The organism is Streptomyces sp. NPDC002868, from assembly GCF_055563295.1.
Genome location: NZ_JBVHDR010000005.1, coordinates 385,090 through 411,767, shown reverse-complemented (window position 1 = coordinate 411,767; position 26,678 = coordinate 385,090). Strand labels below are relative to the sequence as shown.

Annotated in this window: 26 protein-coding genes; 11 read left to right on the top strand and 15 right to left on the bottom strand. The window is 66.5% G+C overall.

Going from position 1 to position 26,678, the window contains the following annotated elements:
• Positions 1–65: 65 nt before the first annotated feature.
• The 5 genes from ACZ3H8_RS18570 (at position 66) to ACZ3H8_RS18550 (ending at position 6,315) form a co-directional block, all read left to right on the top strand.
• The gene (locus tag ACZ3H8_RS18570; protein ID WP_467403025.1) at positions 66–1,556 is read left to right on the top strand and encodes a recombinase family protein; all 1,491 of its coding nucleotides are present in this window, start codon (positions 66–68) and stop codon (positions 1,554–1,556) included.
• Positions 1,557–2,482: 926 nt separating this feature from the next.
• Positions 2,483–3,685: an AAA family ATPase gene (locus ACZ3H8_RS18565; RefSeq protein ID WP_467403024.1), complete on the top strand. Its 1,203-nt coding sequence runs from the start codon at positions 2,483–2,485 to the stop codon at positions 3,683–3,685.
• Between the two features lie 280 nt (positions 3,686–3,965).
• A complete protein-coding gene (locus ACZ3H8_RS18560; protein ID WP_467403022.1) occupies positions 3,966–4,358 on the top strand; it encodes a hypothetical protein in 393 nt (130 codons plus the stop codon).
• On the top strand, positions 4,342–5,754 hold the full coding sequence (locus tag ACZ3H8_RS18555) for a phage major capsid protein (RefSeq protein WP_467403020.1): 1,413 nt from the start codon (positions 4,342–4,344) through the stop codon (positions 5,752–5,754). The genes ACZ3H8_RS18560 and ACZ3H8_RS18555 overlap by 17 nt, the downstream gene beginning before the upstream one ends.
• Before the next feature lie 264 nt (positions 5,755–6,018).
• Entirely contained in the window at positions 6,019–6,315 is a 297-nt protein-coding gene (locus tag ACZ3H8_RS18550; protein ID WP_467403018.1) for a hypothetical protein, read from the top strand.
• 565 nt (positions 6,316–6,880) lie between these two features.
• On the opposite strand, the gene ACZ3H8_RS18545 is transcribed toward ACZ3H8_RS18550, so the two are convergent.
• Both ACZ3H8_RS18545 and ACZ3H8_RS18540 read right to left on the bottom strand, forming a co-directional pair.
• The gene (locus ACZ3H8_RS18545) at positions 6,881–8,080 is read right to left on the bottom strand and encodes a helix-turn-helix domain-containing protein (RefSeq protein WP_467403016.1); all 1,200 of its coding nucleotides are present in this window, start codon (positions 8,078–8,080) and stop codon (positions 6,881–6,883) included.
• A gap of 704 nt (positions 8,081–8,784) precedes the next feature.
• Complete coding sequence (locus ACZ3H8_RS18540; RefSeq protein ID WP_467403013.1) at positions 8,785–9,696, bottom strand: SGNH/GDSL hydrolase family protein; 912 nt, start codon at positions 9,694–9,696, stop codon at positions 8,785–8,787.
• Between the two features lie 58 nt (positions 9,697–9,754).
• On the opposite strand from ACZ3H8_RS18540, the gene ACZ3H8_RS18535 reads away from it, so the two are divergent.
• Positions 9,755–10,759, top strand: a complete 1,005-nt coding sequence (locus ACZ3H8_RS18535; RefSeq protein WP_467403012.1) for a maleylpyruvate isomerase family mycothiol-dependent enzyme — start codon at positions 9,755–9,757, stop codon at positions 10,757–10,759.
• Between the two features lie 62 nt (positions 10,760–10,821).
• Entirely contained in the window at positions 10,822–11,070 is a 249-nt protein-coding gene (locus ACZ3H8_RS18530; RefSeq protein WP_467403010.1) for a holin, read from the top strand.
• Here the strand turns inward: ACZ3H8_RS18530 and ACZ3H8_RS18525 are convergent.
• The 5 genes from ACZ3H8_RS18525 to ACZ3H8_RS18505 form a co-directional block, all read right to left on the bottom strand.
• Complete coding sequence (locus ACZ3H8_RS18525; RefSeq protein WP_467403008.1) at positions 11,067–12,080, bottom strand: hemolysin family protein; 1,014 nt, start codon at positions 12,078–12,080, stop codon at positions 11,067–11,069. The two genes, ACZ3H8_RS18530 and ACZ3H8_RS18525, sit on opposite strands and share 4 nt — an antisense overlap.
• Positions 12,077–13,414 carry a hemolysin family protein gene (locus ACZ3H8_RS18520; protein WP_467403006.1) on the bottom strand — a complete coding sequence of 446 codons (1,338 nt, stop codon included), beginning with the start codon at positions 13,412–13,414 and terminating at the stop codon, positions 12,077–12,079. The genes ACZ3H8_RS18525 and ACZ3H8_RS18520 overlap by 4 nt, the downstream gene beginning before the upstream one ends.
• Before the next feature lie 158 nt (positions 13,415–13,572).
• A complete protein-coding gene (locus ACZ3H8_RS18515; RefSeq protein ID WP_467403003.1) occupies positions 13,573–13,995 on the bottom strand; it encodes a GNAT family N-acetyltransferase in 423 nt (140 codons plus the stop codon).
• 135 nt (positions 13,996–14,130) lie between these two features.
• Positions 14,131–16,695, bottom strand: a complete 2,565-nt coding sequence (locus tag ACZ3H8_RS18510) for an FtsX-like permease family protein (protein WP_467403001.1) — start codon at positions 16,693–16,695, stop codon at positions 14,131–14,133.
• A 7-nt stretch (positions 16,696–16,702) separates the two neighbouring features.
• A complete protein-coding gene (locus tag ACZ3H8_RS18505; RefSeq protein WP_467402998.1) occupies positions 16,703–17,515 on the bottom strand; it encodes an ABC transporter ATP-binding protein in 813 nt (270 codons plus the stop codon).
• Between the two features lie 164 nt (positions 17,516–17,679).
• Between ACZ3H8_RS18505 and ACZ3H8_RS18500 the strand changes: the two genes are divergently transcribed.
• Together ACZ3H8_RS18500 and ACZ3H8_RS18495 are read left to right on the top strand one after the other, a co-directional pair.
• The gene (locus ACZ3H8_RS18500; protein WP_467402997.1) at positions 17,680–17,946 is read left to right on the top strand and encodes an antitoxin; all 267 of its coding nucleotides are present in this window, start codon (positions 17,680–17,682) and stop codon (positions 17,944–17,946) included.
• Positions 17,943–18,314 (top strand): fic family toxin-antitoxin system, toxin component, encoded by a 372-nt coding sequence (locus ACZ3H8_RS18495; protein ID WP_307664830.1) that lies wholly within the window; start codon positions 17,943–17,945, stop codon positions 18,312–18,314. Before ACZ3H8_RS18500 ends, ACZ3H8_RS18495 begins: the two co-directional genes overlap by 4 nt.
• Positions 18,315–18,350: 36 nt before the next feature.
• Here ACZ3H8_RS18495 and ACZ3H8_RS18490 read toward each other — a convergent pair whose 3' ends face one another.
• From ACZ3H8_RS18490 to bioB, 5 genes are read right to left on the bottom strand one after another with little or no spacing between them, the layout of a single operon-like run.
• Positions 18,351–19,037 carry a class I SAM-dependent methyltransferase gene (locus tag ACZ3H8_RS18490; protein WP_467402994.1) on the bottom strand — a complete coding sequence of 229 codons (687 nt, stop codon included), beginning with the start codon at positions 19,035–19,037 and terminating at the stop codon, positions 18,351–18,353.
• Between the two features lie 34 nt (positions 19,038–19,071).
• Positions 19,072–19,425, bottom strand: coding sequence for a VOC family protein (locus ACZ3H8_RS18485; RefSeq protein ID WP_467402992.1), 354 nt, complete (start codon positions 19,423–19,425; stop codon positions 19,072–19,074).
• A 6-nt stretch (positions 19,426–19,431) separates the two neighbouring features.
• A complete protein-coding gene (gene bioD / locus ACZ3H8_RS18480) occupies positions 19,432–20,145 on the bottom strand; it encodes a dethiobiotin synthase (RefSeq protein WP_467402990.1) in 714 nt (237 codons plus the stop codon).
• Between the two features lie 43 nt (positions 20,146–20,188).
• On the bottom strand, positions 20,189–21,484 hold the full coding sequence (locus ACZ3H8_RS18475) for an adenosylmethionine--8-amino-7-oxononanoate transaminase (RefSeq protein WP_467402987.1): 1,296 nt from the start codon (positions 21,482–21,484) through the stop codon (positions 20,189–20,191).
• The gene (gene bioB / locus ACZ3H8_RS18470) at positions 21,477–22,649 is read right to left on the bottom strand and encodes a biotin synthase BioB (protein ID WP_467402985.1); all 1,173 of its coding nucleotides are present in this window, start codon (positions 22,647–22,649) and stop codon (positions 21,477–21,479) included. The genes ACZ3H8_RS18475 and bioB overlap by 8 nt, the downstream gene beginning before the upstream one ends.
• A gap of 145 nt (positions 22,650–22,794) precedes the next feature.
• Between bioB and ACZ3H8_RS18465 the strand changes: the two genes are divergently transcribed.
• Positions 22,795–23,940 (top strand): 8-amino-7-oxononanoate synthase, encoded by a 1,146-nt coding sequence (locus ACZ3H8_RS18465; protein ID WP_467402982.1) that lies wholly within the window; start codon positions 22,795–22,797, stop codon positions 23,938–23,940.
• A 14-nt stretch (positions 23,941–23,954) separates the two neighbouring features.
• On the opposite strand, the gene ACZ3H8_RS18460 is transcribed toward ACZ3H8_RS18465, so the two are convergent.
• Both ACZ3H8_RS18460 and ACZ3H8_RS18455 read right to left on the bottom strand, forming a co-directional pair.
• Positions 23,955–24,161 (bottom strand): DUF397 domain-containing protein, encoded by a 207-nt coding sequence (locus tag ACZ3H8_RS18460; protein ID WP_467402980.1) that lies wholly within the window; start codon positions 24,159–24,161, stop codon positions 23,955–23,957.
• A 14-nt stretch (positions 24,162–24,175) separates the two neighbouring features.
• Positions 24,176–25,033: a helix-turn-helix domain-containing protein gene (locus ACZ3H8_RS18455; protein WP_467402977.1), complete on the bottom strand. Its 858-nt coding sequence runs from the start codon at positions 25,031–25,033 to the stop codon at positions 24,176–24,178.
• A 228-nt stretch (positions 25,034–25,261) separates the two neighbouring features.
• Between ACZ3H8_RS18455 and ACZ3H8_RS18450 the strand changes: the two genes are divergently transcribed.
• Positions 25,262–25,693, top strand: coding sequence for an ATP-binding protein (locus tag ACZ3H8_RS18450; RefSeq protein WP_467402975.1), 432 nt, complete (start codon positions 25,262–25,264; stop codon positions 25,691–25,693).
• 14 nt (positions 25,694–25,707) lie between these two features.
• Here ACZ3H8_RS18450 and ACZ3H8_RS18445 read toward each other — a convergent pair whose 3' ends face one another.
• Positions 25,708–26,619, bottom strand: a complete 912-nt coding sequence (locus ACZ3H8_RS18445; protein WP_467402973.1) for a LysR family transcriptional regulator — start codon at positions 26,617–26,619, stop codon at positions 25,708–25,710.
• Between the last annotated feature and the right edge of the window lie 59 nt (positions 26,620–26,678).

Sequence of the window (26,678 nt, the reverse complement as noted above, 5' to 3'; positions counted from 1 at the left end):
CTTCGCCGGCCGGCCGTCCCCGGAAGACCTATCGCTGTTGTGAGTCGCCGGTGCAGACTGTAAGCATGCAGACACGACGTGTCAGAGAGTACCGGCGGCTCAGTAAAGATCGCGGCGGAACGAGCATCGAAAGACAGACCGCCGAGAACGTAGAAGCGCAAATAGAAAACAATTGGGAAGCGGGTGAACCGTATTCCGATGGCGACCGTTCGGCATCGCGTTGGGGCACCAGGGCACGCGACGCTTTCGAGTGCCTCATTCTGGACCTGGAGAACGACCAGTTTGATGCCGACATCCTTCAAATGTGGGAGTCGTCACGGCTTTCGCGAAAGGTGAGCGAGGTTGTATCGCTTATCGAGCTGTGCGAGGAAAAAGGCGTACTGCTGTACATCACCAATCGCGGACGCATGTACGACCCTGCAAACGGCCACGACCGTAAAGACCTCATCGCTCAGGCGAACGATGATGAATATGAGTCGTACAAAACCCATACGCGCACCAAAGCAACCGGGCGCGGGGAAGCCGCCAAAGGGCGACCGCACGGGATTGTCCCATGGGGATTCAAGCCAGTCTATAGCGCTGTCAATGGCAGGCTCGAAACGTGGATTGAGGATGAGCGACTCTCCATCGTTCCGAAAGAACTGTTCCGCCTGCTAGAGCAAGGCTGGTCGCTGCGGGCCATCGAGCGACTGTTTGCGAAGCGCGGATACACGAACGTCCCGCGCTCGTATATCAAGTACGCAAAGGGTGTTCCGGCGGAAAAGCCATTCAACCGCATGAGCCTGCGACACATGGCAACTCGCTACGCGTACGCGGGCATCCGTATTCATCATGACCGGATCACAGGCAAGGCAGTCGAGACACCAGGGATATGGGATTGGATCGTTCCGCCTGAGCGGTTCTATAACGTCCAGCGGATCATTAATGATCCGTCGCGCAGGAACACCGCCAACGGTGAACCTAAGTACGAACTCACCATGACGCTTAAGTGCAATGTGTGCGGCGAACCGCTCACCATCACGCGCGCTCACCTCAAGTCAAAGCGGGAGTCGTATATCTGCCGGAAGAGTCACGTATTCATGGCGCGCGATGAAGTGGACGGGGTTGTCATCCCTGCAATGCTGTCCTACCTATCGCGACCCGATGTGTACGAAAAGCTCACCGCGCGCTCAGCGGACGACGCGTCAGTAAGGAAGATCAGGGCCGAACTCTCAGCGAAGCGCGCTGAACGCGACTTGATGGCGAACGTCGTGCCCAAGACGGCGCAAGGATTGCTCGCGCAGGATGAAGCAATCCTGACACTGAACAACGAAATCGATGGGCTAGAGCGGCGAGAGTTGGACATGACGCTGCCGCCATCCCTCGCATCAATCCTGGGCGCTGCGGAGTCAGTTGAGAAAGCATGGAAAGCAGCGCCGATCTCAGCAAGGCGTGAAATCGCTCGCACCGTTCTCGTTCCCGAACTACTGGGCGAGGTAAGCCTGATGCGCGCACCATTGGACGTACCGCTAGGCAAGGCACCCGCGGAACAACGCATCGCGTGGCACACCGTGTAGTAACGGCACAAAGGGCCCGTAGCCAATTGAGGTGGCTGCGGGCCCTCTGCTGTGCCCGAGCCTACCGGGCGCGACCTCCTGCGCCTGCCTGCGGGCGCGCCAGCGAGGCACCTGGGCAGGGGCGACCGCGAGGCGGTGGGAGGCCCTGTGGCACGCCCCTGGCCACGCGTCGGCAGGGCTCCGGCCGGACCACCGGCGAGGCAAGGGGCAGGCTGACCAGGGCCAACCCTGATCGGATCTATTACGTTTCGTAAAAAACCATTACGCGTCGTAAAACAAAAAACCCATTATTGATTTACGCAATGAAATTCGGAATGACTCACTGAACTACCGTGACCTGCGCAGGGCTTGACGGATCGTTGAGACCGTGCGCATGCTCAATGCGGATGCTACCCGCATCCGGGATCGATCAAAGGGAGAGGGATGGATACAGGCAATCAACGATGGCGACTGCGACGGAGCTTCGCTCACGGATAGCGGTAAATGAACGATGGAACCGACCAGCTGAAGCGGATGAAGCGAGGAGAGAACTCCACAACCTAACTACTGCTCAATCTATTGTTGACTATGTGAATTCTCGTCCTGCACCTAATGCTGAAGACATTGCAAAGCTGCGCAACCTTTTGAGACTGAGTTGAACCAAAGCGTCCCGATCGCCATACGGTCGGGACGCTTTTTGCTTCGCTATGTCACGTAATTCAAAGGCTAATTCATAAGTCGCTGACCTGCGGGAATGCACTCGCCATGGGGGGCGCTTGCCTTTCTGCTCACAGTGTGTCTACATTCGTAGCATAGGCCCCCGGGATAGAGCGGGGGGAGGGCGACCCGTCCTTGTCAATGGGGAACATCGTGCAAATGCAGGTCCACGGCATCGGAGGCAAAAGAATGCCCCCGGATGACGGGTCCGGGGGCGAGCAAGGATGCACATGAGTCAAGCTAATGGAAACGCGCCGGATTGGCAAACACAGTTCGTGAGCGCCGGCCCCGCGCCGGACGTGCCGACCGGTGAGGAAGCGCATCCCGTTAGGGACGCTGTAGATCAATGGATTCGACACGAAAAGCTAGACGCACTAACAGAAGTGCGCACGCTCACCAGACTCGCCGACCAAAATGCCAAAGAACGTATTGAGCAGATAGAGGCAGAGAAGCCTCTAACACTCACTCGGGCAACCGATGGTGCCGACTTCATATTTGGCGCATCGGAAACTGTGCGCCCAGTGTGGGGGAGGGGCGAGGAAATCATTTGGTCTGAGGGTGAATCGCTAATCATCTGCGGAACGGATGGCACCGGTAAAACGACACTGGCCGGACAATTGCTCAAAGCGAGACTAGGACTGTCAGACTACGTGTTGGCATACCCTGTACGTGCTGGGGAAAGGCGATGCCTCTATCTGGCTTGCGACCGTCCCAAGCAAGCGGCTCGATCACTCGGAAGGCAATTCAGTGAACAAGACGCGGGTACTTTGCGTGAGCGTCTCACTGTGTGGAAAGGGCCGCCGCCGTACGATTTCGCTAAGCGTACGGATACGCTATTGCGCATGTGCGAGGCGTACGACGCAGACACGGTAATCATCGACAGCCTTAAAGATGTCGCTCTCGGAATCTCCGATGATGAAACTGGCACGGCGTACAACAGGGCTCGCCAACTGGCTATCGCAAACGGCATCGAGATTATTGAGCTGCATCACCCTAAAAAGCAGAACGCGAATGGCGGTAAGCCCAACAGTCTTGAGGCTCTTTACGGGTCGCGTTGGATTGCAGCCGGTTCCGGCTCAGTCATCATGTTGGATGGCGAGCCTGGAGACCCGATTGTTAAGTTGCGTCACCTTAAACAGCCAATGAATGAAGTTGGGCCGTTCGATGTTGAGCATGACGCAAAGACTGGTACGTCCAGTGTTCATCAAAACGGCAAGAGTCTAGAGGAAATGTTGCACACACCCGGTGGCCTCACAGCATTGATGGCAGCGGAGCGCATATTTCAAACGAGAAAGCCCACAAATGCCGAGAGAGAAAAGATGCGGCGCAAGCTTGAAGCGCTTGTATCGAAAGGCATTGCAACAAAGGTGGAGCCGGTAGGGCATGGGAACCCCGCTGTCTACTGGCCGACCAGTGTCCGCCCAGGGGGCTGAGACCCTCACGAAAACCCTCACGGTGCCATTCGTGAGGGTTTGCTCACGGACCCTCACGGTTTGAGGAAACGTCCAGGTCCTGGCCTCACGGTCCACTCTCACGCCCCCTCACGCCCTACCCTCACGCTTTCCACCCCCTCTTAATAGGGGTGGAACGTGAGGGGTACGACGCGGCGCACAGCGAAGCAAGATCGCTACGCATAGCAGAGCAAAGGAAATACAAAACCAAATGCATCCCGTTTCATGGAGCGGGAAGCCCATTCATGAATGGACGCAAGCAATGGCTAAGAAGTCGGCACACTTCAGGCTCTCGCCTGAAACGCAAAGGAATATTGACACGGCGTCCGAAGCACTGGACGTCACAAAGACTGATGTGGTGGAGAACGCAGTGTCCGAGTATGTCGAAATCGTTGACAGTCCTTTCATCCAAGAGGCACTGAAACTCGATCCTGAGACTGTAAAACAACATCTGGTCGATATGGGTGAGTTCTACGAGTGGTGCCAACTCCACCGTAAAGACAGTCTTGGCATCTATTTGGCAATCAAAATCGAAGCGATGGAACGCAAGCTTCGCAATGACCCCTCGTACCGACTCTGGTCGGAACAAGGTGAGTTGCTGAATGAGGCTCGCGTGATTCGGGAAATGGAAGACGAAAATGCCGAACGAAGTTGATTTTCCTGCCCTCAAGGCCAAGAGGGATGAAGTGCAGCGGATCTTCAAAGAGGCCGGCCCCGATGCCAACAACATCGACAATGTAAAAGTGTTTGACGCAAAGGGTGTTGAGCTTAAGACGATGAGCGACAAGGCCGCTCGTATCCGCGAGCTCAATGATGAGATTGCGGCATTGCAGAATGTGAAGGACATTGCGACCGGTAGCGGCGCTGGTCATTTCGAGGGCGGAAGCTTCAACGGTAGCGGTGGCGGCAGTGGCCTCAAGTCCATTGCGATGCGTCAGATTGACCAGCACGTCAAGTCTGGCATCCTGGGCGATTACGCGGCCGAACGCGTCGAAAACCTGATGCGTCAGGGCAGCGCTGAAGAGCAAACCGTTTCACAGAAATGGGCCGCTTCAACCGGGAGTCCTGAATATCTTTCTGCCTTTATGAAGCGTTTGCAGGATCCGACCATGGGTCACATGCTCTGGACGGCAAAGGAAGCCGACGCGTACCGGCGCGTCCATGAGGTCAAGGCCGCTATGGCCATTACGGCAACGCATGGCCTTGAAATGGTGCCGCTTGTTCTCGATCCTTCTATTAACCTGACGTCGGCCGGTTCGAATAATCCTCTCCGCCAGATTTCCCGTGTCGTCCAGACCAGCGCCGATAAGTGGCGCGGCGTGACAAGTGCTGGAGCCACTGCCGAATGGAAGGCTGAAGCGGCTGAAGCTGCGGACGGTTCACCGCTCACCGCGAATGCTGACATCCCCGTTTACATGGCCGACTGTGACGTGATCTATTCCTATGAAGTGGGAATGGATGCGATTGATTTCGTGAATCAGGTTCGTATGGTGGCAATGGATGCCGTTGACAATCTGCATGCAACGGCATTCACGACTGGTACCGGAGTTGGTCAGCCTACCGGTGTTGTTACCGCTCTTGCCGGAACTGCCAGTGAAATCAACTCGGGCGGCACGGAAGCTCTCATTGCGGCTGACGCTTTCACGCTTCAGAACGCTCTGCCTGCTAGGTTCAGCGCCAACGCTCGATGGAATGCCAACATCGCCACTATCAACACGTTCCGTCAATTTGAGTCCGGTGCGGGCGCTATCAAGTTCCCGGAGCTTGCGGGTAATCCGCCGTTCCTGCTCGGCAAGCCGATGCATGAGAACAGCAACATGGATGGCGTTATTAACGCTGCCGCTACTCAGAATAACTATGTGATGCTCTATGGTGACTTCCGCAATTACGTCATTGTTGACCGCATCGGTGCCACCGTTGAAATCATCCCCGATGTTGGCGCTAACCGTCGCCCGACTGGACAGCGGCATTTCTTCCTGACAATGCGCACTGGTGCAGACGTTGTAGTGGATGGCGCGTTCCGGATGCTTGACGTTCCGACCACTGCCTAACCAATAGACTCCCGGTTATGCATGAACCGGGGGGCGTTGCCGCGGTAGGGGTGCCTTGGATTGGGCATCGGGGGCATTCCTATTGCGGGCGCGTGTACGCGTCGGGTGCGGACTGAATCACCGCACCGACGCGTACCCATATGCAGTAGCCGTAAGGCTACCTCGCGCCCGCCTAACGTGTGCGGCACAGCGTGCACAACCCATCACACCCTTACCCATTGCGTACGCGTGATGAGAAAGGAATAGCGAACGGAGTAACACCCCATGAGGCTTACTGTGTCAGCGTCGTACATTCATCGCGGTCGCCGCTTCAATGCATCGTGGCGTAAGAGTTTCGAGATACCAACGGCAGCACTGGCCGACGACGATACGCCATTGTTGTCCGATGTGTTGCAACGCATGATGGCGAACCAATGCATCTCACTCAAGCTATTGGATGCTTTGCACGAATGGCTGCTGCATAACTACCGCGAGGATATGGCGCACTGCATCTGCGTGCGCTGCCGGCCAGCACCGCCGCAGCAATGGCACGGAAACGCATCGCGTCAAGGCAGCGGCTAGGGGAGATCGAGTGGAGACATCATCTCCACTTACAGGTATCCGATTTGGAATGGGTAGGGGGGAGGGGGGTCGACTGGTCAAGATCGATGGTTGACCCCGCCCCCAGCAGTTCCGCTTTTCTCCCTACATCTAGCCGCCCTTCGAGGGGAGCGACCATGCCAAACCACACTCCTAATGCAATGGCAATACGTGCTAAGTACCATGGCCGCGGGGACCACTCCCTTTGCACGACCAATTGCGAAGTCATCAAGGCAGAGCGCGAGCGCGACGCTATGCAGTCCCAACGGGCGAGCGGGCAATCGTGGGAGGATTACATCCTGGCACGCTGCGCCAATTGGCAATTCGAGCCGGACGGCGCGGTGGCCGACCTGATACATACCGCCTTTTGTGTCGCCCGAATACTTGATGGTGGCGTTGAGATATCCGGAGCGATCCACGGAACGATCCTGAATCCGGGACACCTAATCGGCTGGGCGAGTTGGGGTGAATCGCGTATCGCAGAGGTTAGGGCAAACGCAGCGCGCGGCCTACTCGACTCTATGTAAAGCAATGCCGACGCTCGGCCCTATGCTGCGCTTTCCAATACCTCGCGTACCTCTGGCACGTCGCTGTATTCCTGTAGCCGCTCAATGATTACCTTGACACGCTCCGCTGTGCGCTCCGAAGCAATGTCGGCAGACAACGCTATGACACGCTTAGCGACCGCTGCCGATTCCTCAGGTTCGTTGGCGTCCGCATATGCGATGGCGAGCCATGAGGAATACAGGGCAAGCTCACGCGTTCGCGTAGCATCGTATTCGCCTAGCACGCGTTGCAGTATCGGCACGGCGCGCAGCGGTCGCCGCAGCTCTGTGTAGACGCGCGATTCCATGACTTGAAGTTCTCCGCGATCCACCCAATAGAGGTACGGGGTTTCGTCGCCTTGATCCTGGGCGAGCGCATCGGATGCTTCCGCCAACGCGCGCATCGCAGGCTGTGCGTCGTTGGCTTTCGTGTGTGCCCATGCGACGCGATCCAAATACAGGGCGCGCGCTTTGGGTGGCGCGTCGGCTCCCGCATCGTCCAGCGCTGCTTTGGCGAGCAACACACCTTGTTCAGTCTGGCCGTTGTTGCTCCACATGTACGCGAGGGATCCGGCAAGATTGCCGACTAGCGTTGAGTCATTGGCCTGTTTGGCTGCGCTCATTCCGATGCGGTAAATACGCTCCGCTTCATCGTGGCGACCAGCATCCGACGCGACCCAACCAACGATCTGACTTAGCTCACCAATCTGTGAAAGTAGTGCGCGGCCAATGTCGTCTGTGTGGCTTCCCTCGCGGTACAGCTTTATAGCTGACTTGAGTTCCCGCAATGCTGGGCGGATCAGGTCGCCGCCCGCTAACACATCGTCAGCTAGGCGTAGCCCGTGCACCCGCCCCGCCAAATCGGTTACGTCACCCATGCCGACGCGTTTCCCCTGCCTCGCTCTCAGCGGTGCCAACGGGTCGCCTGCGGGCAGGAAATCGGCAACGGTCACCGGTGCAGCGGATTGCGGGGCAGAGGCTTGCTCAAGCTCTTCCCGTGACACGTCCAGTGCTATGGCGAGCGCGGGCAGCCAATCGCGGGGGGTGCGTTTCCCCGCCTCGTACCGGTAGATGTCTTGGCGCGTCAGTGAGTCGAGCGGCAGGCCGGCGGCACGGCACGTTTCCGTTGCAAGGCGTTGTTGGCTCCAACGCTTTGCCTGCCGCAATCGCCGGATCATGTGGGCCACGTTCTCTCCGCGCATGCCCTCAGTGTGGCCCACATCGGGACTACACGGGGCCGCTGTGCAGCAACTGCGTGCCGCGGAAGCGTGGTCAGACGCAAGTGCCCCAACACCGCCTGAACGATGTTGGGGCTTGCCGACTCGATCGAGGCGAGACGACATGGTCAAGAATACGGAAGTGTGGCGGGACAGTGGTAGCGGCCCCGGATACCTGCAGAGCGTTCACATGAGCGATGCGGAAGCGCGGGTGCAGAAGTCTTATCGAGCATTCATCGCCCACGCTGCGCAGTGTGCGACGTGCCGAGCAGAGGGCATCGACTGCCTGACAGCGGTAACCCTGCGCATCGCGTGGCGCGAGGCTCACGCGAACGCGAGGGGCGACTCATGACCATGACCCTGGCCGTTTACCGTCGCGCTGCGGACGGAACGCGAACCGTGGTGATCGAGCCGCACACAGTGGAGACCATCAAGGTCATTCCGTCTGGCTGCGCATGGCCACCGTGCCAGTGCCCGCGTTGCGCCAACTCCCCTCAGATGCAACGGAGTTGAGCCCCTAGAGCCGCTGTCCGACGCACCCCCCGTGCAAGCGTCGGACAGCTCCCCGCGCCCCTGGTGTCTGCCTACCCACGGCACCAGGGGCGCACTGCTGTGCTGCCGCGTACAGGGTTGGCAGCGTGCCCCTGGTGCGGGGCGACCGGTGCAGCCTCGCAGGGGCGCAGCCGCCGCTACGTGCCTGCGTCCGCACAGAGGGCGCATGGCTTGTCGGCCCCAACTGCCCTATGTGTGTGGGGAGTTGCTCCCAGCGGCGCGTCTGGCCACAGGGCCGACCATGCCCCGTAACAATCGATATTGGCGCAATGCGTATTACAAACCGCAATGTCCCAATGTGGGGTTGACAATGGCTTCAACCCGTCCCCGGATGAGCGCCCCGTCAGCCGCCGCGCGATCCACGGCCCCAGATGCTGCCGCGCGAACCGCAGATCGCCGGCCCGTCGCGCCGCCCAACCGGTCCGTGCCGCCGACGGCAGAAGTGTCTGCCAGTCGTGCTCCGAGTCCAGTCCCAGCGTCTGCCAGACGGCCTCGGCGACCCGCCGGTGCCCCTCGGCCGTCAGATGCAGCCGGTCGACGTCCCACATGCGCTGGTCGCCGAGGACTTGGGACCCGTACAGATCCACCACCAGGGCACCGTGCCGGGCCGCCAGTTCGTCGATGTAACTGAGCAGCTCCTCCATGCGGGGGCGGAAGCGTTCCATCACCGGACCGTTGCGGCCCGGGCTGCGCATCAGCACCAGCTGACCGCAGGACGGCGTCAGCTTCTCCACGGCCTCCTCCAGGAGCCCGCGCACCCGCCCCATGTCGCACTTGGGCCGCAGCGTGTCATTGAGCCCGCCCACCAGCGTGACCACGTCCGCCTGCATGGCGGCCGCCACGTCCACCTGCTCGTCGACGATCTGCCCGATGAGCTTTCCGCGCACGGCGAGATTCGCGTACCGGAAGCCCGGCGTGCGAGCGGCCAGCCGGCCCGCGAGCAGATCCGCCCAGCCGCGGTACGAACCGTCGGGCAACAGGTCGGACATTCCTTCGGTAAAGGAATCGCCGACCGCGACAAAACTGGTGTAAGGGGCATTCATCTCCATGGCGGAGTGATCCTACCGCGCGGTAAGGTCCGTCGGTTCCGTACCGGGAGGGAGCCCTGTGAGTGACGCGCTGCTGAACGCGCTGGCCGAGGCGCTGGCCGATCTAGTGACCTCGATCGACACCTGTGACGACGACGTGCTCGACCCCGACACCGCGGTGAAATGGCTGGAGACGACCGGCTATCTGCTCGATCGGCTGTCGCCCGCCGACCGCCGGGCTCTGTCTCTACTGCTGCGCCGGGCCGCCGCGAGCCGGCCCGACGGAGCCTGGCGGGACGATCTGCTCCGGATCCCCGAGGAGTTCGGCCTCGACGACGACCAGCACGAGCTGTACTGCGACGCCATCGAGCAGCTGGAGCGCCGGTTTGTCGAGACCGTACGGGACGTGGACCCCGCCACGCCCGTGCCGAGCTGCCCCGGCTGGACCTTCGCCGACCTCGTCAAGCACCACGGCACGACGCATCGCTGGATGGAACATCTCGTACGGACCCGGGCCGCCGAGCGCGTCTGGTCACGGGACGTCCCTCTCGACCTGCCCGAGGACCCGGCGGCGTATCCGCAGTGGCTGGCCGGCAGCGCCGAGGTCACGCTGCGCACGCTGCGCGGCGTCGACCCGGAGACGCCGATATGGACCCACGGCGCCGACCAGCGGGTGCGCTTCTTCCCGCGCAGGCTGCTGTTCGAGGCCGTCGTTCATCTCGCCGACGCGGAACTCGCCCTGGGCATCGAACCGCGAATAGCGGCGGGCACGGCGGCCGACGGCATCGAGGAGTTCCTGGAGCACCTGCCGCACTACTCCTGGATCGCCGAGCCGGTCGCCGCGCTCGCGAACGGCTCGGTCAGGCTGACCGCCACGGACACCGGCGCAGCCTGGACGATCGGTTTCGGCGGTGGTGGCTTCGCCTGGACGAAGAGCGATGGGGCGGCCGCCGCGGGCGTCAAGGCCACGGCGGGCGATCTGCTGCTGCTTGTCTACGGACGCCTGAGGGCGGACGACGCGCGCTTCGGCATCTGCGGCGACCGCGCGATTCTCGACGCCTGGCTGGCGGCGACCGCGCTGTAATCGGGCAGGCGGGTCTGCCGCGAGGGCTGTCGGCACGGCGCGTTCCGCAGTATGTCCAGAGCATGTTCACCACAGACTTCTGGAAAGCCACCGCGGAGCGCGCCGTGCGCACCTTTGCGCAGTCGCTCGTCGCCGTCCTGACGGCCGGTGCGACAAACCTCTTCGACGTCGACTGGCAGGCCGCGCTCGCCACCGCCGGCCTGGCCACCCTCCTCGCCGTCCTCACCGCGATAGGCGCGGCCAAGGCCGGACGGCCAGGACCGGGTATCACCGAGACCACGGAACGGGCCGTCACCAGTGAGGTGAGTTAGCCGGGCATGCCCACCAGCTCGCGCAGCACGTCCTCCATCGTCACGAGTCCCACCGGCGTGCCGTCCTCGTCGACCACCGCCGCCAGATGCGTACGGCTGCGCCGCATCGCGGTCAGCACATCGTCGAGCGGCGTGGTCGCCCGCACCCGGGCGATCGGGCGCATCGCCGAGACCGGGAACGGCACATCGCGCGGAGTCGCGTCCAGCGCGTCCTTCACATGGAGATAGCCGAGGATCCGGCGGCCCGCGTCGAGAACCGGGAAGCGGGAGAACCCTGACTCGGCTGCCAGCTGCTCCAGCTGCTCGGGCGTGGTCCCCGCCCGTGCGTACACCACCCGCTCGATCGGCATCACCACATCCTGCACCGGCCGGCGCCCCAGCTCCAGCGCGTCGCGCAACCGCTCGGCAGACCGGCCGTCGAGCAGCCCGGCATCGTCCGCGTCCCGCACCAGCCGCGCCAGTTCGTCGTCCGAGAAGGTCGCCGACACCTCGTCCTTCGTCTCCACCCGCAGCAGCTTCAGCAGCCCGTTGGCGAAGGCGTTCACGGTGAAGATCACCGGGCGCAGCGCCCGGGCCAGCGTGACCAGCGGCGGTCCGAGCAGCAGCGCGGTCCGCGTGGGCTCGGCCAGCGCGATGTTCTTCGGCACCATCTCGCCGAGCAGCATGTGCAGATATGTCGCCGCCGCCAGCGCGATCACGAAGGAGATCGGGTGCACCAGGCCGTGCGGCACGCCCACCGCGTCGAAAACGGGCTCCAGCAGATGCGCGATGGCGGGCTCGGCGACGATGCCGAGCACCAGGGTGCACAGCGTGATGCCGAGCTGGGCCGCGGCCAGCAGCGCCGAGACATGTTCAAGGCCCCACAGGACGCTGCGCGCCCGCCGGTTCCCGGCCTCCGCCTCCGGCTCGATCTGGCTGCGGCGTACGGAGATCAGGGCGAACTCCGCGCCGACGAAGAAGGCGTTGACCACCAGGGTCAGAAAACCGATGAGGAGCTGAATCACGATCATCGTCGGGCCTCCTCGGCGTCGTCGGCCGAGGGGAGCGGGGCATGCATCAGCACCCGCGCCGCACGCCGTCCGGAGGCGTCCACTACATCGAGCTGCCAGTCCGCCAGCTCGATCCGGTCGCCCTCTGTGGGGATGCGCCCCAGCTCGGTGGCGATGAGTCCGGCGAGTGTTTCGTACGGGCCTTCCGGCACCCGCAGCCCGACCCGCTCAAGTTGGTCGGTGCGGGCGGCGCCGTCCGCCGACCACAGGGTGCGTCCGTCCGCGTCCTCGCCGGCCGGCGCCAGGTCCGGCGTCTCGTGCGGATCGTGCTCGTCGCGCACCTCGCCGACGACCTCCTCCACGATGTCCTCCAGCGTGACCACGCCGGCCGTGCCGCCGTACTCGTCGATGACGACGGCCATCGTGTTCTTGCCGGACAGTCGGTCCAGGAGCCGGTCCACGGTCAGTGTCTCGGGCACGAGCAGCGGCTCGCGCAGCAGCTCGGAGACCGGGTGCCGGGGCCGTCGCTCGGCCGGGACGGCCAGCACGTCCTTGATGTGCGCGATCCCGACGACGGTGTCGAGGCTGCCCCGGTAGACGGGGAAGCGGGACAGGCCGGTCGCGCGCGTGGCGTTGGCTACGTCCTCGGCGGTGGCCTGCACCTCCAGGGCGGTGACCTGGACCCTCGGGGTCATCACATTCTCCGCGGTCAGCTCGGCCAGATTGAGGGTGCGTACGAACAGCTCGGCGGTGTCCGCCTCCAACGCGCCCTCCTTCGCGGAGTGGCGGGCCAGCGCGACCAGTTCCTTCGGGCTGCGCGCGGAGGCCAGCTCCTCGGTCGGCTCCATGCCGAGCCGGCGCAGGATGCGGTTGGCCGTGTTGTTGAGGTGGCTGATGAAGGGCTTGAAGGCGGCGGTGAAGATCCGCTGCGGTGGCGCCACCACCTTCGCCACGGCCAGCGGGGAGGAGATCGCCCAGTTCTTCGGGACCAGCTCGCCGACGACCATCAGCACGATGGTGGACAGCCCGGTGCCGATGACCAGGGCAGTGGATGAGGCCACCGAGGGGGAAACGCCGAGGGCCTCGAGCGGGCCGCGGATCAGCTTGGCGATGGACGGCTCGGCGAGCATGCCGACGATCAGGTTGGTGACGGTGATGCCGAGCTGGGCGCCGGAGAGCTGGAAGGTGAGGCTCCGTGCGGCCTTGAGGGCGCCGGCCGCACCGCGCTCGCCGCGCTCGGCGGCACGCTCGAGGTCGCCGCGCTCGACCGTGGTGAGGGAGAACTCCGCGGCGACGAAGGCGCCGCACGCGACCGAGAGCAGCACCGCCACGATGAGCAAGAGCACTTCGGTCATCGGTTCACCTCCGTCCCATGATCGGGCAGGGACTGGAGGAATGCTCTATGTCGGCTACTGGGAGGCTCGCCCATGGGCGGACGCTCACACCTTTCGTACGGAGAGGATGGTCTGCCCATGGTAAAGGACCTGCAAAGTGTCCGATGCGACGGCGGCACCTAGACGAACGGCTTCACCCAGCGGCGCCAGTGGTCCTCGCGCTGGTACCCGGCGGCGGCCCACGCCCGCCGGGCCCGCTCATTGGCCTCCAGGACCATGGCGTCGCCGCGCCTGCCGCCCACAGTCAGGAAGCGCCTCTGGGCCGCCGCCAGCAGCGCCGAAGCGATCCCCTGCCGACGGTGGGACGGCAGCACGGCAAGCCGGTACAGCGAGCAGCGCCACCCGTCGTACCCGGCGATCACCGAGCCCACCACCCGGCCCTCGGACTCGGCGAGGATCAGCGCCTCGGGATCGCGCGCGATAAGACGGGTGACCCCGTCCACGTCGTCCGTGATGCTCGTGCCCTCCGCCGCTTCCTTCCAGAAGCTGAGGACGGTCTCGGCCTCGTCGGCCCCGGCGGCGCGTATTTGCAGGTCGATCACGGACGGCAGCCAAGCACGCGGGGGAACGGCCGCGCCACCGACTTTCTGGGTTCGACACGGGCCGCGGGCGTGCGGCTTCCGGCCGGACGCGCAGCTCCTGGATCACTGGCCGACTCTCCCCGATCACCGGGCCGACTACTCGTGCGCGATGGCGGCCAGCACATTCATCCGCGAGGCTCGCAGCGCCGGAAGCACCGCCGCCGCGAGCCCCACGACCACCGAGCCCACCACGACCGCGACGACCGTGCCCCACGGCACGGCGAACGCCGTCAGTCCCTCCAGCGCCAGCACCTGCTGCACCGCCACCCCCCACACCATGCCCAACGCGAGCCCCAGCAGCGCCCCGAAGACCGCGATCACGACCGATTCCAGCCGGATCATGCGCCGCAGCTGGACGCGGGAGAGACCGATCGCGCGCAGCAGCCCGATCTCCCGGGTCCGCTCCACCACCGACAGCGCAAGGGTGTTGACCACGCCCAGCACGGCGATGACGATCGCCAGCCCCAGCAGCGCGTACACCAGGTAGAGCATCACGGCGATCTGCTGGCGGATCAGCTCCTTGTAGTCGGCCTGATCCCTGACCTGCACCTGCGGATACGGATCGAGGGCCGTCTCCAGGCCCTTGCGCAGCTCCTGGGCGTCGCTGCCGCTCTTGGCGTTGACGTAGAGCGCGGCCTCCTGCCCGCCCGGCAGATACTTCTCGGCGGTGGCGAGCCCCATGAACAGGCCGCCCTCCATCCCGGGTCCGCCGCTCTGGTCCATGTCCGTGAGCGCCCCCACCGTCAGTCTCGCGCGCTGTCCGCCCGCGAACTCGGCCGGCAGGACCGACCCGATGCGCACCTTGTGTTCGGTGGCGTACTTACGGTCCATGGCGATGCTGTCCGGCGCGAGGGCGGCCGCGGTGTCCCCGCTCGCATAGGTGATGTGGGCGGCCTCGTCGAGCTGCGGGTCGTAGCCGGAAGCCGTCGACTCCACCCGCTTCCCGTCCGGCAGGCTCAGCGCGAGCGGCGCGAAGCGCTGCCGTACGACGGTGCCCGCGCTGTCGACCCCCTTCACCTTTTCGGTGATCTCTTGCGGGAACGGCATGAAGTTGCTGTTCTGAACGACGAAGTCCGCACCCAGCGTCTTGTCGATCTGGTCGTCGAAGGACTGGGTCATCGAGGCGCTGGCGATGGAGAGCCCGCCCACCAGCGCCAGGCCCACCATCAGCGCGGCCGCGGTGGCGCCCGTGCGCCGCGGATTACGCAGCGCGTTGCGCTGGCTCATCCGGCCGACCGAGCCGAACACCTTGGGGAACGCCCCGCCCAGCACCCGGATCACCGGCCGCACCAGTAGCGGCCCCGCCACCACAGTCGCGATCAGCGTCAGCACCACGCCAAGGCCGAGCAGGGAAGACGCGGTCGCGGTCTTCTCGCTCACCACACAGCCGGCCAGCGCTGCCGCTCCCGCCGCGCCGACCACGGTCCCGGCGATCGCCCGGATCTTCAACGGCCGTCCCACACCCGCGACTTCGGCATCTGCGAGCGCTGCCATGGGGGAGACCCTGGCCGCCCGCCGGGCCGGCAGATAGGCGGCCACGAAGGTGACGCCGAGGCCGACCGCGTACGCGGAAACCGGTGTCGCCACACCCACCACCATCTCGGCGGCGCTCAGGTTCATGCCGAGCAGACCCATCAGCTCGATCAGCCCGGCCGCGAGCCCGATCCCGGCGGCAAGGCCGAGCGTCGAGCCGACAAGCCCCAGCAGCACCGCTTCGGTGAGCACGGAGCGGCGCACCTGGCGGCGGTCCGCGCCGAGCGCCCGCAGCAGCCCCAGCTCGCGGGTGCGCTGGGCGATCAGCATCGAGAAGGTGTTGACGATCAGGAAGATGCCGACCAGCACGGCGACACCCGCGAAGCCGAGCATCACCCACTTGATGACATCGAGGAAGCCGCCCAGCTGGGCGGCGGCCGACTCGGCCTGCTCGTCGGCGGTCCTGAGGTCGTACGCATCACCCAGTTCGGCCGCGATCCGCTGCTTGAGCGTCGCGTCGCCGACCGTGTCCGCGGCGTCCACCGAGATCGAGGTGGCCACCCCTGGCCTGCCAAGCAGCTTGGTCTGGGCCGTCGGAGTGTCCAGGAAGACCAGCGCGGCGCCCGGGTTGGTGGTGGTGAAGGTCGCGATACCGACGACCTCGACCTTGAACGAGCCGGGCTGCGCGAGGACGGTGAGCGTGTCCCCGATGTCCACCTTCTTCTTGTCGGCGGTGTCCTTGTCGAGCAGCGCCTCGCCCGGCCCGCTCGGCGCGCGCCCGCTGGTCAGCTTCACCGGACTGCGTTCGGTGACATTCCAGTTGGTGGCGATGGTGGGGGCGCCGGTCGTCGGTCCGACAGGGTCGTTCTTGTCGTCGACGACGGTGATGTTCTCCACCGCTGCGTCGATGTGTGTGGCTTTGACGCCGTCGACCGAGCCGATCCGGTCGGCGAGTTCGGTGGGCAGGGTGCGTACGACTCCGGTAGGCAGCCTCTCGTCGATGCCCTCCTTCGGCGCGACCGTCACATCCGCCGAGGTGGAGGCGAAGAGCCGGTCGAAGGTACGGGAGACGGTGTCCGAGAAGATCAGGCTGCCACTCACGAAGGCCACGGACAGCAGCACCGCCAGCGCCGAAAGCAGCAGTCGGCCCTTGTGTGCGAAGAAGCTCCGCAGCGTCGCTTTCAGCATCGTGGCCTCAGCTCTTGCGCAGGGCGTCGGAGCCGGGGGTCTGTGGCTGTGCCCCGGAGAAGAGCCGCATGCGTTCCAGTACCGCCTCCGCCGTCGGGTCCTGCATGACGTCGACGATCCGTCCGTCCGCCAGGAACAGCACCAGGTCGGAGTAGGCGGCCGCGCCCGGATCGTGCGTCACCATCACCACCGTCTGGTCCAGCCGGTCGACGGCTTCGCGCAGGAAGGTGAGCACCTCGGCACCCGCGCGCGAGTCGAGATTGCCGGTCGGCTCGTCCGCGAAGATCAGCTCGGGGCGGGAGGCCAGCGCCCGCGCGCAGGCCACCCGCTGCTGCTGCCCGCCGGAGAGCTGGGCGGGCCGGTGCCGCAGCCGGTCGCGCAGCCCGAGCGTGTAGATGACCTGCTCGACCCACTCGCTGTCGGGTTTGCGCCCGGCGATGTCCATGGGGAGCGTGATGTTCTCGGCGGCAGTCAGCGTGGGCAGCAGGTTGAACGCCTGGAACATAAAGCCGATCCGGTCCCGGCGCAGCCGGGTCAGTTCGCGGTCCTTCAGACCGGTGATCTCCGTGTCGCCCAGCCAGACCTGACCGGCGGAGACGGTGTCGAGTCCGGCGAGGCAGTGCATCAGCGTGGACTTCCCGGACCCGGAAGGACCCATGACCGCGGTGAACCGGCCGCGCGCGATGTCGACGTCGACGGCGTCCAGGGCGCGTACGGTCGTCTCCCCGCTGCCGTACGCCTTGGTCAGGGCCCGCGCCCGGGCGGCGAGCGGCACATCCGAAGCCTGGCCGTGGGCGGGTGCAGTGGCAGGTGTGGACAAGGCCGCCTCCCGGGTCGTGGCCGCTCCGACTCCCGTACAAGTGGCGAGAGTAGACGGGGCGTGCGTGCGTCGGTATCCCTCGTAGGTCCGGTCCTCCGGGCTCATGTAAGGGGCACCTGACGGACCTGTTGCTCATGCTAGCGTCTGTGCGCTAGCTTTACCCTGTGGCGAAGACTCAGTTGAACGTGAGAGTGGACGAGACCACCGCGGAGGCCGCGCGCCAGCGGGCGATGCAGCGCGGGATGAGCGTCAACCGCTACATCGAAGAGCTCGTCAAGCAGGACGCGGGCGAGGTGGGACGCACCTTCGTGGAGGCGGCGTCGGACTTCATGAAGCAGTACGAATCCGTGTTCGCGGAGGAGTTCGGCGAGTTCGGCACCGGCGCCGGTACGGGTACCAGCACCGGCACCGGCCGCGAAGGCAAGCGTTGACTCTTCAGATCGACCTCGCGTGGCTGCTCATGGTCGCCGAGCACAAGACCCCCGGCGATCCACAGGTCACCGACTGGGGCGCGCTCGTCGCCGCGGTCAGCCGTCATGACGCCGAGATATTCGGCATCCCCGTCTACAGCGACCCGCATGCCCGCGCCGCGTCCCTGCTTCAGCTGCTGCTCCATGTGCCCGCGCTCGAGCACTCCAACGCGATGTTCGCCTCCGCCGTCGCGTACGGCTATCTCGTGGCCAGCGGACTGAAAGTCGTCACCTCGCCCGTGCAGGTACGGGACCTGGCGCGGCTGGTCAAGGAGGGCAAGGCGGACGTCAGAACCATCGCCGACGAGCTGCGGCAGTGGAGCCAGTGATCACGCGCGAGCCGGTGATCACACGCGAGCCGGTGATCACGCACCCGCGGTATCGCTGAAGGGCCGCCGCGCCACGCCCAGCACACAGGGGGACGAAGGCAGCCGTATGCCCTTCTCGGGCACCTGCAGCCTGCGATACGTCCCGAGCTCGAAGCCCGCCGCCTCGATCGCGGCGATGGTGTCCCGCGCGGTGTGACACCCGCCGAACAGCAGCGGCCACACCGTGCGGTCCAGGGCACGCTGGGTCCGTGCCATGCCCTTGGTCTCGGCCAGACCGTGCTCGAAGAACCGCAGCTCACCCTCCGGCCGCAGGACCCGCCTGATCTCGGCGAGCGCCCGCGGCAGATCCCGTACGGAACACAGCACCAGTGACACCACGGCCGCGTCGAATGCCTCACTCTTGACCGGCAGCGCCTCGGCAGCCCCCGGCACCACGTCCACCGGGACCTCGGCGTTCCGCGCGGCCTGCGCCGCCAAGTGCCGCAGGCTGCGCTCCGGTTCGAGCGCCACGACCTCGGAGACGGCCGACGGGTAGTGCGCGAAGTTCAGACCGTTGCCCGCGCCGATCTCGATCACCCTGCCGGACAGCCCGGACAGCAGTTCCTTGCGGTAGGCGGCGATACCCGCGTTCGTTTCGGCCGCCACGCTGACCTTGGCGTAGACGCGGGCGAACACCGGGTGATGGACGGCGTCCCGGGGCACTTTGGTGCTGCGCAGGGGCATTGCGGGCCTCCTCGGAACGGCGGTGCGCTCACCGTCATTGTCCCCCTGCGGCGACAAAGCAGAACTCGTTCCCCTCGGGATCGGTCAGGACCTGGAACCTTCCGTGATCGTTGGTGACGACCGCGCCGAGCCGTGCGGCGCCGAGCCGCACGGCCTCGTCTGCCGCCTCGTCCACCTCGCCCGCGTCCAGATCGAGATGGAGCCGGTTCTTGGCCGCCTTGCCCTCCGGCACGCGCTGGAAGGCGACCCGTACGAAACCGGGCGGATCGATGTACGACCAGTCGGCGCTGCGGTCCACCGGGTCCCCGCCGAGCAGGGACGCCCAGAAGCGCACCAGACGAGCAGGGTCGTGGCAGTCGAAGACGATCTCGTCGATTCGGGCTCGCATGAGGAATCAGCGTACGGCGGCGGTGAACGCCTGGGCGTCCCACTCGCCGCCGAGCCGGCCCGCGAGCCAACTCCCGGCCCGTGCACGGAACTCGGCGGGCGCCAGCGCACCCGCCCCTTCCGGCACGGCCCCCAGCAGGGGCGCGCCCGCGGCCTCGGGCAGATCCGCGAGATTGCACCGCGCGGCCAGATCCGGTTCGCCGGGCCAGCTCCCGACCACCACGCCGAGCTGCTCCAACTCCCGTGCCCGCAGGGCCTCGGCGGTCAGCGCCACCGCATTGAGTGTGCCAAGACCGGCGGGTGCGACGACCAGCACGGGCGCGCCCAGCAGCCGGGCGACATCGGCGAGCGACCCCCCGTCCTCGTCGAACCGCACGAGCAGCCCCCCGGCCCCCTCGACCAGCACGAGGTCATGCTCCGCGGCCAGCTTCTCGACTGCCTCGACCACGTCCCGCGGCCGCACCGTCGCCATCCCGGCCCTCCGCGCGGCGGTCGCAGGGGCCAACGGCTCGGGAAACCGGGCGAGTTCAACCCCGGTTACCGCCCCCGCCAGCCGAGCGACCTCGGCCACGTCCCCCGGCTCACCGGGTGCGACCCCGGTCTGCGCCGGTTTGACGACGGCGACGGACCGCCCCTGCGCCCGGAAGACCGAGGCGACGGCCGCGGTCACGACGGTCTTGCCGATCTCGGTCCCGGTCCCGCTGACGACGACGACGCTCATCCCGCTCCTTGCCCTGTCCCGCATCCGTACCCTTGTGTGGGGATCACCCCGACGCCGCCGACGCGCACACCGCCCGCACTATCCGGGCCACGTCCTCGTCAGCCGACACAAACGGCGGCATGGTGTAGATCAGGTCCCGGAAGGGCCGCAGCCACACCCCCTCGCGCACCGCCGCCTCCGTCGCCGCCGCCATGTCCACCTCGTGGTCCAGCTGTACGACGCCGATCGCCCCCAGCACCCGTACGTCCTTCACACCCGGCAGCCCGCGCGCCGGCGCCAGCTCCTGGGCCAGTGCGGTCTCGATTCGCTTGACCTCCTGCTGCCAGTCCTGGCCGAGCAGCAGATCGATCGATGCGCAGGCCACCGCCGAAGCCAGCGGGTTGCCCATGAACGTCGGGCCGTGCGCCAGTACCGGCACCTCGCCCTGGGAGATGCCGTCCGCCACCCGCGAGGTGCACAGCGTCGCCGCCATGGTGAGATAGCCGCCGGTCAGCGCTTTGCCCAGGCACATCACATCCGGCGAGACCCCCGCGTGCTCAGCCGCGAACAGCGCGCCCGTACGGCCGAACCCCGTCGCGATCTCGTCGAAGATCAGCAGCACGCCGTGCTCGTCGCACGCCGCCCGCAGCACCCGCAGATACTCGGGGGAGTGGAACCGCATCCCGCCGGCCCCCTGCACCACGGGCTCCACGATCACCGCGGCCAGCTCGTCCGCGTGCCGCGCGACGGCGTCGCGCAGCTGCTGTGCGTACGACTCCTCGAAGGCGACCGGAGGCGCATCCACGAAGATCTGGCGCGGCAGCACCCCCGACCACAGCTCGTGCATCCCGCCCTCGGGGTCGCACACCGACATCGGCTGCCAGGTGTCCCCGTGGTACCCGCCCCGCCACGTCAGCAGGCGCTGCTTGGCCGGCCGCCCCACCGAGCGCCAGTACTGCAGGCACATCTTCACCGCGACCTCGACCGAGACCGAGCCCGAGTCGCAGAGGAAGACATGGCGCAGCGGCTCGGGCGTGATCTCGACCAGCCGGGCCGCCAGCCGTACGGCGGGCTCGTGCGTGAGCCCGCCGAACATCACATGGCTCATCCGCTCCAGCTGGCTGTGCGCCGCCTCGTTGAGCACCGGGTGGTTGTAGCCGTGGATCGCCGACCACCAGGACGACATGCCGTCGATCAACTCGCGCTGCCCGTGGACCGGTTCGGCCAGCCGCAGCCGTACCCCGGACGCCGACTCGACGATCAGCGGATCACTGCGCCCGGGCATGGGGCCGTACGGATGCCAGACATGCGCCCGGTCCAGGGCCAGCAGCTCGCCGGGGCCGAGACCCGACTCAGGCATTGGGCGCCAGATCGGTGCCGGCGCCACGGCGGCGTACCGCGACCAGATCCGAACGGGCGCCCGGCGCCTGTGCCGCCGGCACCTGAGCGGCGGGCTCGCTGTCACCGCATGGCGCGCACCCGCCGGAGTGCGAACCGCAGCCGCCCCCGGCCGCGCTGTCCGTACGGTGTTCCGGCAGCGTCGTCGTGCCCGCGCCCTCCACCTCGAACCCCGCGTCCGCGATCATGTCGAGGTCGGTCTGCCCGGCCTGCCCCTCGCTGGTGAGGTAGTCGCCGAGGAAGATCGAGTTGGCCAGGTGCAGCGCGAGCGGCTGCATCGAGCGCAGATGCACCTCGCGCCCGCCCGCGAGCCGTACCTCCACGTCCGGGCAGACGAACCGGACCATGGCCAGGATGCGCAGCGCGCGCTGCGGGGTGAGGTTCCACTCCTTGGCGAGCGGCGTGCCCTCGAACGGGATCAGGAAGTTCACCGGCACCGAGTCCGGGTCCAGCTCGCGCAGCGAGAAGACGACATCGACCAGGTCATCGTCGCTCTCGCCCATGCCCGCGATCAGCCCGGAGCAGGCGGAGAGACCCGCGGCCTGCGCCTGGTGCACCGTGTCCACCCGATCGGCGTACGTGTGGGTGGTGGTGATGTCCCCGTATGTTCCCTCGGACGTGTTGAGGTTGTGGTTGTACGCGTCGGCGCCCGCGGCCCGCAGCCGCTCCGCCTGCCCACCTGAGAGCAGCCCGAGACAGGCGCAGACCTCGACGCCCTCGTTCTGCTCCTTGATCGCCTCGATCGTCTTGGAGACCCGGTCGACGTCGCGGTCCGTCGGGCCGCGGCCGCTGGCCACCAGGCAGACCCGCTTGGCGCCGCCCGCCACCCCCGCCGCGGCTGCCTGCGAGGCCTCGTCGGGCTTCAGCCAGGTGTACTTGAGGATCTCGGCCTTGGAGCCGAGCCGCTGAGAGCAGTACGAGCAGTCCTCGGGGCACAGTCCCGACTTCAGGTTGACGAGATAGTTCAGCTTCACCCGACGCCCGAACCACTGGCGGCGTACCTTGCCGGCCGCGGCCACCACTTCGAGCAGATCGTCGTCGGAGGTCGCCAGCACGGCGAGCGCTTCTTCACGGGTCGGCAGCTCGCGCCGCAACCCCTTCTCCACCAGCGTGTTCAGCAGGTCCATGGCGCAGATCCTGACGTACGGCACACGTCGGGGCCAAGGAGGAACCCCACAACAGAGCATGTTTGAGGTGTGTGCATGGCCACATCCGCTCTTCGAGTGAGCCCGGTTAGGGTCTGTGCGCTGCCTACAAAAGGACCGGACCACCATGCCCCAGGATCCTTTCGACTGGATCGACGACGAGTCGCGCCGCCGTGAGCGTGCGGGTCTCGTGCGTACGCTGCGGCCGCGCACCGCCGATTCCGAGCTGCTGGATCTCGCCAGCAACGACTACCTGGGTCTCACCCGTCGTCCGGAGATCACCAGCGCGGCGGCTGAGGCGGCCCGCCGCTGGGGCGCGGGGGCCACCGGCTCCCGGCTGGTCACGGGCAGCACAGCGCTCCACGCCGAGCTGGAGCGGGAGCTTGCCGCCTTCTGCGGATTCGAGGCAGCTCTGGTGCTGTCCTCCGGCTATGCCGCGAACCTCGCCGCCGTGACCGCGCTGAGCGGCCGCGGCTCGCTGATCGTTTCCGACGCTGGCAACCACGCCTCGATCGTGGACGGCTGCCGGCTCTCGCGCGCGGAGACCGCGGTCGTCCCGCACGCAGACGTCGACGCCGTACGCAAGACGCTCGACGCGGACCCCGGGCGGCGCGCCCTCGCGGTCACCGACTCGGTCTTCTCGGTGGACGGCGACGCCGCTCCGCTGACGGACCTCGCCAAGGCGTGCAGTGAGCACGGCGCCGCGCTGCTCGTCGACGACGCGCACGGTCTCGGCGTACTCGGCGACGGAGGGCGCGGAGCGCTGAACGCCGCGGGCATCGCGGGCGGCGCAGGCGTCGTCGCCACGCTCACCCTCTCCAAGTCCCTGGGCAGCCAGGGCGGAGCGGTCCTCGGCCCGGCCCGGGTGATCGACCACCTGGTCAACACCGCCCGTACGTTCATCTTCGACACGGGCCTGGCGCCCGCCGCCGCGGGAGCCGCGCTGGCGAGCCTGCGACTCCTCGGCCGTGAACCGGCGCTGGCCGAGCGGGCCCGCACGGTCGCCGCGACCCTGCACCGTCGGCTCACGGACGCGGGCCTGACCGCCGCACGACCGGACGCCGCCGTCGTCTCCGTACGGGCGCCGTCCCCGGAGTCCGCGCTGCGCTGGGCCGCGGACTGCCGCGCCGCCGGGCTCGTCGTGGGTTGTTTCCGCCCTCCGTCGGTGCCGGACGGCATCTCCCGGATCAGGCTCACGGCGAGGGCAGATCTGACGGCTCAGCAGATCGAGGCGGCGATCACCACGATCATCGGGACCGCGCCCGTCAATTGACCGTCAACCGACGGTCAATTGACGGTCTCCTCGTGGACCGCGGTCAAAAAGCGGGACCAGGCCTGCGGCGAGAAACGCAGGGCCTGCCGCGCGATGTTCTTGGAATCCCTTACCGCGAGCGTGTCGTCGGGCAGCCGGGCCGCCTCGACGCAGTTGTTCATTCCTGTGCTGCGGCTGCTGCGCCGCCACCGTAGTGAGTCCTGTGCGAGGCGATCGGACATGTGGGGGGTGCCTCCTATGCGCCGTCACTGATCCGTGCGATGAGATCCAATGAGTCCGCTGGTGACAGAGCACGCTTCTGCATCGTTTGGAAGGCGGCGCTGTACACCTCCAAGTCCTCTTTCCGCTCGAGGTAGAGGCTACTCGTCAAGTGGTCGAGAACAACCACGTCCAGATCAGAAGTGGTCGGAAAGGAGAAGATTACGAAAGGGCCCGTGAGCCCTACGTAGCCGCCGACCGAGAACGGCAGTACCTGGAGCCGCACATGGGGCAGTTGTGCCGTCTCAGCCAGCTGCCGCAGTTGCTCGCGCATCACTCGACAGCCGCCCACCTCGCGCCGCAGCGCCGCCTCGTCGAGCACCGCGCTCAGCTCCAGCGGCCTCTCCGCGCGCAGCACCGACTGGCGGGCGATCCGCACCTCCACCAGCGAGTTGACGGTCTCCACAGGCAGCTCCTCCAACGCCGCGCGGGTCACCCCACGTGCGTAGTCGGGCGTCTGCAACAGGCCCGGCACCACCGAGGTCTCCAGCGTGCGCGCCGCACATGCATTGGCCTCCAGACTGATGAAGTCCCGGTACTCGGGCGGGATCAGCCCGCGGAACGCATGCCACCAGCCGCCGCCCGCACCGTCCGCCGCGCCCGCCAAGGTCTCGAGCAGCGACCGCAGTTGAGGATCACTGACGCCGTACACTTCCAGCAGCAGGGTCACATCGGCCGCCTTGACCCCGCTGGCGCCGGTCTCGATCCGGCTCACCTTCGACTGGTGCCAGCCCGCCAGCCGCCCGGCCTCCCGGCTGGTGAGGCCCGCGTCCAGGCGCAGCCTCCGCAGCTCCTCGCCGAGTTTGCGACGGCGCACCGCGGGGCCGTGCCGCATCTCCCGCTCCTTCCCGACAGTGCCCAAATCGTGGGTGAGTCGCCCAAATACGGTCTCGCGTAGCAGAGTTCACCGCTTTGGGCGACAGATATATGCACATCTTGGTGGATCGCCGCCCCTGACGGCACGATAGGTGGCACTCTGGCGCGAAGCGCAATCCGTGGCCGTCCTCGCATTCATCCGCTACGAGTCGGAGCCCGGCCCCGGTGGGAAAGGGACAGCGTCGCCATGGCAGACCATCAGGAAGCCTCCGTCACTCTGCCGAGCGCCCCCGCCTCGGTCTCCGCCGCCCGGAGATATGCCACCGACGTCGTCTCCGAATGGGGCCTGCCGGTCGAGACCGAAGCCGTCGACACCGTCCGTCTGATCGTCTCCGAACTCGCCACCAACGCCGTTCAGCACACCTTCGGCCAGTCGCCCACTTTTACCGTGGACCTGCGTCTCGAGCGGGACGAGGAGCTGCGCATCGGTGTCACCGACAGTCACCCCCGCTGGCCGCAGCGGCTGCCCGCCGCCGTCCGCCAGGACAACGGCCGCGGCATGGTCATCATCCGCAGCCTCACCGCGGAGTGCGGCGGACAGCTCCTGGTCACCCCGACCCCGGAGGGCGGCAAGACCGTCTGGATCGTCCTGCCGTGGACCGTACCGGTGCAGAGCTGATCACGGCCCGGCGGTCAGTTTCCCGCGCGGCCGAACGCGCCGCGCAGCAGAGCCCGCAGTGACTCGGCAGCCGGACCCGACTCCTCGCCGCGGTGTGCCACCGAGATCGTCCGCCGGAACGCCGCCGATTCCAACTGCCGTACGCCGAGCGGCGTCGCGGCCATCGCGGCGACCATCTCCGGCACCACCGCCACCCCGAGCCCCGCGCTGACGAGCGCGCACACCAGCGCATAGCCCGGCGACTCGCAGACCACGGCGGGGCTCGCCCCCGCCTGCGCCAAGGCCCCCTCCACCCCCTTGCGCGACGGATGCGAAGGAGCGCTGCTGATCAGCGGCTGGCCCGCCAGCTGGGCCACCGGCAGCCGGCCCGAGCCGCCCGCGAGCGCATGGCCGGGCGCCGTGACCAGGACCAATTCCTCCACCAGCAGTGGATCCAGCACCACACCCGCGGGCAGCGGCGCCGGTTCGCCCGGTTCGTACGCATGGGTCAGCGCCAGATCCACATCGCCTGCCGCCACGGCCAGGACCCCGGCCGGCGGTTCGTACTCCGCGACGGCGAGCTCCACATCCGGATGCGCACGGCGAAACGCGCTCAGCACCGGCGGCAGCAGATGGATGCCGACCGTCGTGAAGGTGCCCACCCGCAGCCGCCCGCCGGACAGACCTGCCAGCCGCGCCAGCTCGTGCCGCGCCTGCTCCATCTCGTCCAGCACCCGGCGGGCCCGCGTCGCCAGCAGCTCGCCCGCGGCCGTCAGCCGCGCCCCGCGGTGGTGGCGCACCAGCAGCGCCGCCCCCGCCTCGCGCTCCAGCTTGGCAAGTTGCTGCGAGAGCGCGGGCGCGGTATAGCCCAGACGGGCTGCGGCCCGGGTGATCGAACCGGCCTCGGCGACCGCCACCAGCGCCGCCAGCCGTGTCGGGTCGTACATGGCACCCCTTAAGCATTGCTTTGGGCAGGCCTAGAAGATTCCAAGTACACGCTAAGGCC

Excerpts from the sequence above, each read along its gene's own strand:
- bioD (WP_467402990.1), bottom strand. The coding sequence starts at position 20,145 with ATGAGCGTCGTCGTCGTCAGCGGGACCGGGACCGAGATCGGCAAGACC.
- ACZ3H8_RS18455 (WP_467402977.1), bottom strand. The coding sequence starts at position 25,033 with ATGCGGCACGGCCCCGCGGTGCGCCGTCGCAAACTCGGCGAGGAGCTG.
- ACZ3H8_RS18510 (WP_467403001.1), bottom strand. The coding sequence starts at position 16,695 with ATGCTGAAAGCGACGCTGCGGAGCTTCTTCGCACACAAGGGCCGACTG.
- ACZ3H8_RS18445 (WP_467402973.1), bottom strand. The coding sequence starts at position 26,619 with ATGTACGACCCGACACGGCTGGCGGCGCTGGTGGCGGTCGCCGAGGCC.
- ACZ3H8_RS18490 (WP_467402994.1), bottom strand. The coding sequence starts at position 19,037 with ATGCCCCTGCGCAGCACCAAAGTGCCCCGGGACGCCGTCCATCACCCG.
- ACZ3H8_RS18530 (WP_467403010.1), top strand. The coding sequence starts at position 10,822 with ATGTTCACCACAGACTTCTGGAAAGCCACCGCGGAGCGCGCCGTGCGC.
- ACZ3H8_RS18550 (WP_467403018.1), top strand. The coding sequence starts at position 6,019 with ATGAGGCTTACTGTGTCAGCGTCGTACATTCATCGCGGTCGCCGCTTC.
- ACZ3H8_RS18485 (WP_467402992.1), bottom strand. The coding sequence starts at position 19,425 with ATGCGAGCCCGAATCGACGAGATCGTCTTCGACTGCCACGACCCTGCT.
- ACZ3H8_RS18525 (WP_467403008.1), bottom strand. The coding sequence starts at position 12,080 with ATGATCGTGATTCAGCTCCTCATCGGTTTTCTGACCCTGGTGGTCAAC.
- ACZ3H8_RS18545 (WP_467403016.1), bottom strand. The coding sequence starts at position 8,080 with ATGCGCGGAGAGAACGTGGCCCACATGATCCGGCGATTGCGGCAGGCA.
- ACZ3H8_RS18565 (WP_467403024.1), top strand. The coding sequence starts at position 2,483 with ATGAGTCAAGCTAATGGAAACGCGCCGGATTGGCAAACACAGTTCGTG.
- ACZ3H8_RS18465 (WP_467402982.1), top strand. The coding sequence starts at position 22,795 with ATGCCCCAGGATCCTTTCGACTGGATCGACGACGAGTCGCGCCGCCGT.
- ACZ3H8_RS18460 (WP_467402980.1), bottom strand. The coding sequence starts at position 24,161 with ATGTCCGATCGCCTCGCACAGGACTCACTACGGTGGCGGCGCAGCAGC.
- ACZ3H8_RS18540 (WP_467403013.1), bottom strand. The coding sequence starts at position 9,696 with ATGGAGATGAATGCCCCTTACACCAGTTTTGTCGCGGTCGGCGATTCC.
- ACZ3H8_RS18555 (WP_467403020.1), top strand. The coding sequence starts at position 4,342 with ATGCCGAACGAAGTTGATTTTCCTGCCCTCAAGGCCAAGAGGGATGAA.
- ACZ3H8_RS18560 (WP_467403022.1), top strand. The coding sequence starts at position 3,966 with ATGGCTAAGAAGTCGGCACACTTCAGGCTCTCGCCTGAAACGCAAAGG.
- ACZ3H8_RS18450 (WP_467402975.1), top strand. The coding sequence starts at position 25,262 with ATGGCAGACCATCAGGAAGCCTCCGTCACTCTGCCGAGCGCCCCCGCC.
- ACZ3H8_RS18570 (WP_467403025.1), top strand. The coding sequence starts at position 66 with ATGCAGACACGACGTGTCAGAGAGTACCGGCGGCTCAGTAAAGATCGC.
- bioB (WP_467402985.1), bottom strand. The coding sequence starts at position 22,649 with ATGGACCTGCTGAACACGCTGGTGGAGAAGGGGTTGCGGCGCGAGCTG.
- ACZ3H8_RS18520 (WP_467403006.1), bottom strand. The coding sequence starts at position 13,414 with ATGACCGAAGTGCTCTTGCTCATCGTGGCGGTGCTGCTCTCGGTCGCG.
- ACZ3H8_RS18475 (WP_467402987.1), bottom strand. The coding sequence starts at position 21,484 with ATGCCTGAGTCGGGTCTCGGCCCCGGCGAGCTGCTGGCCCTGGACCGG.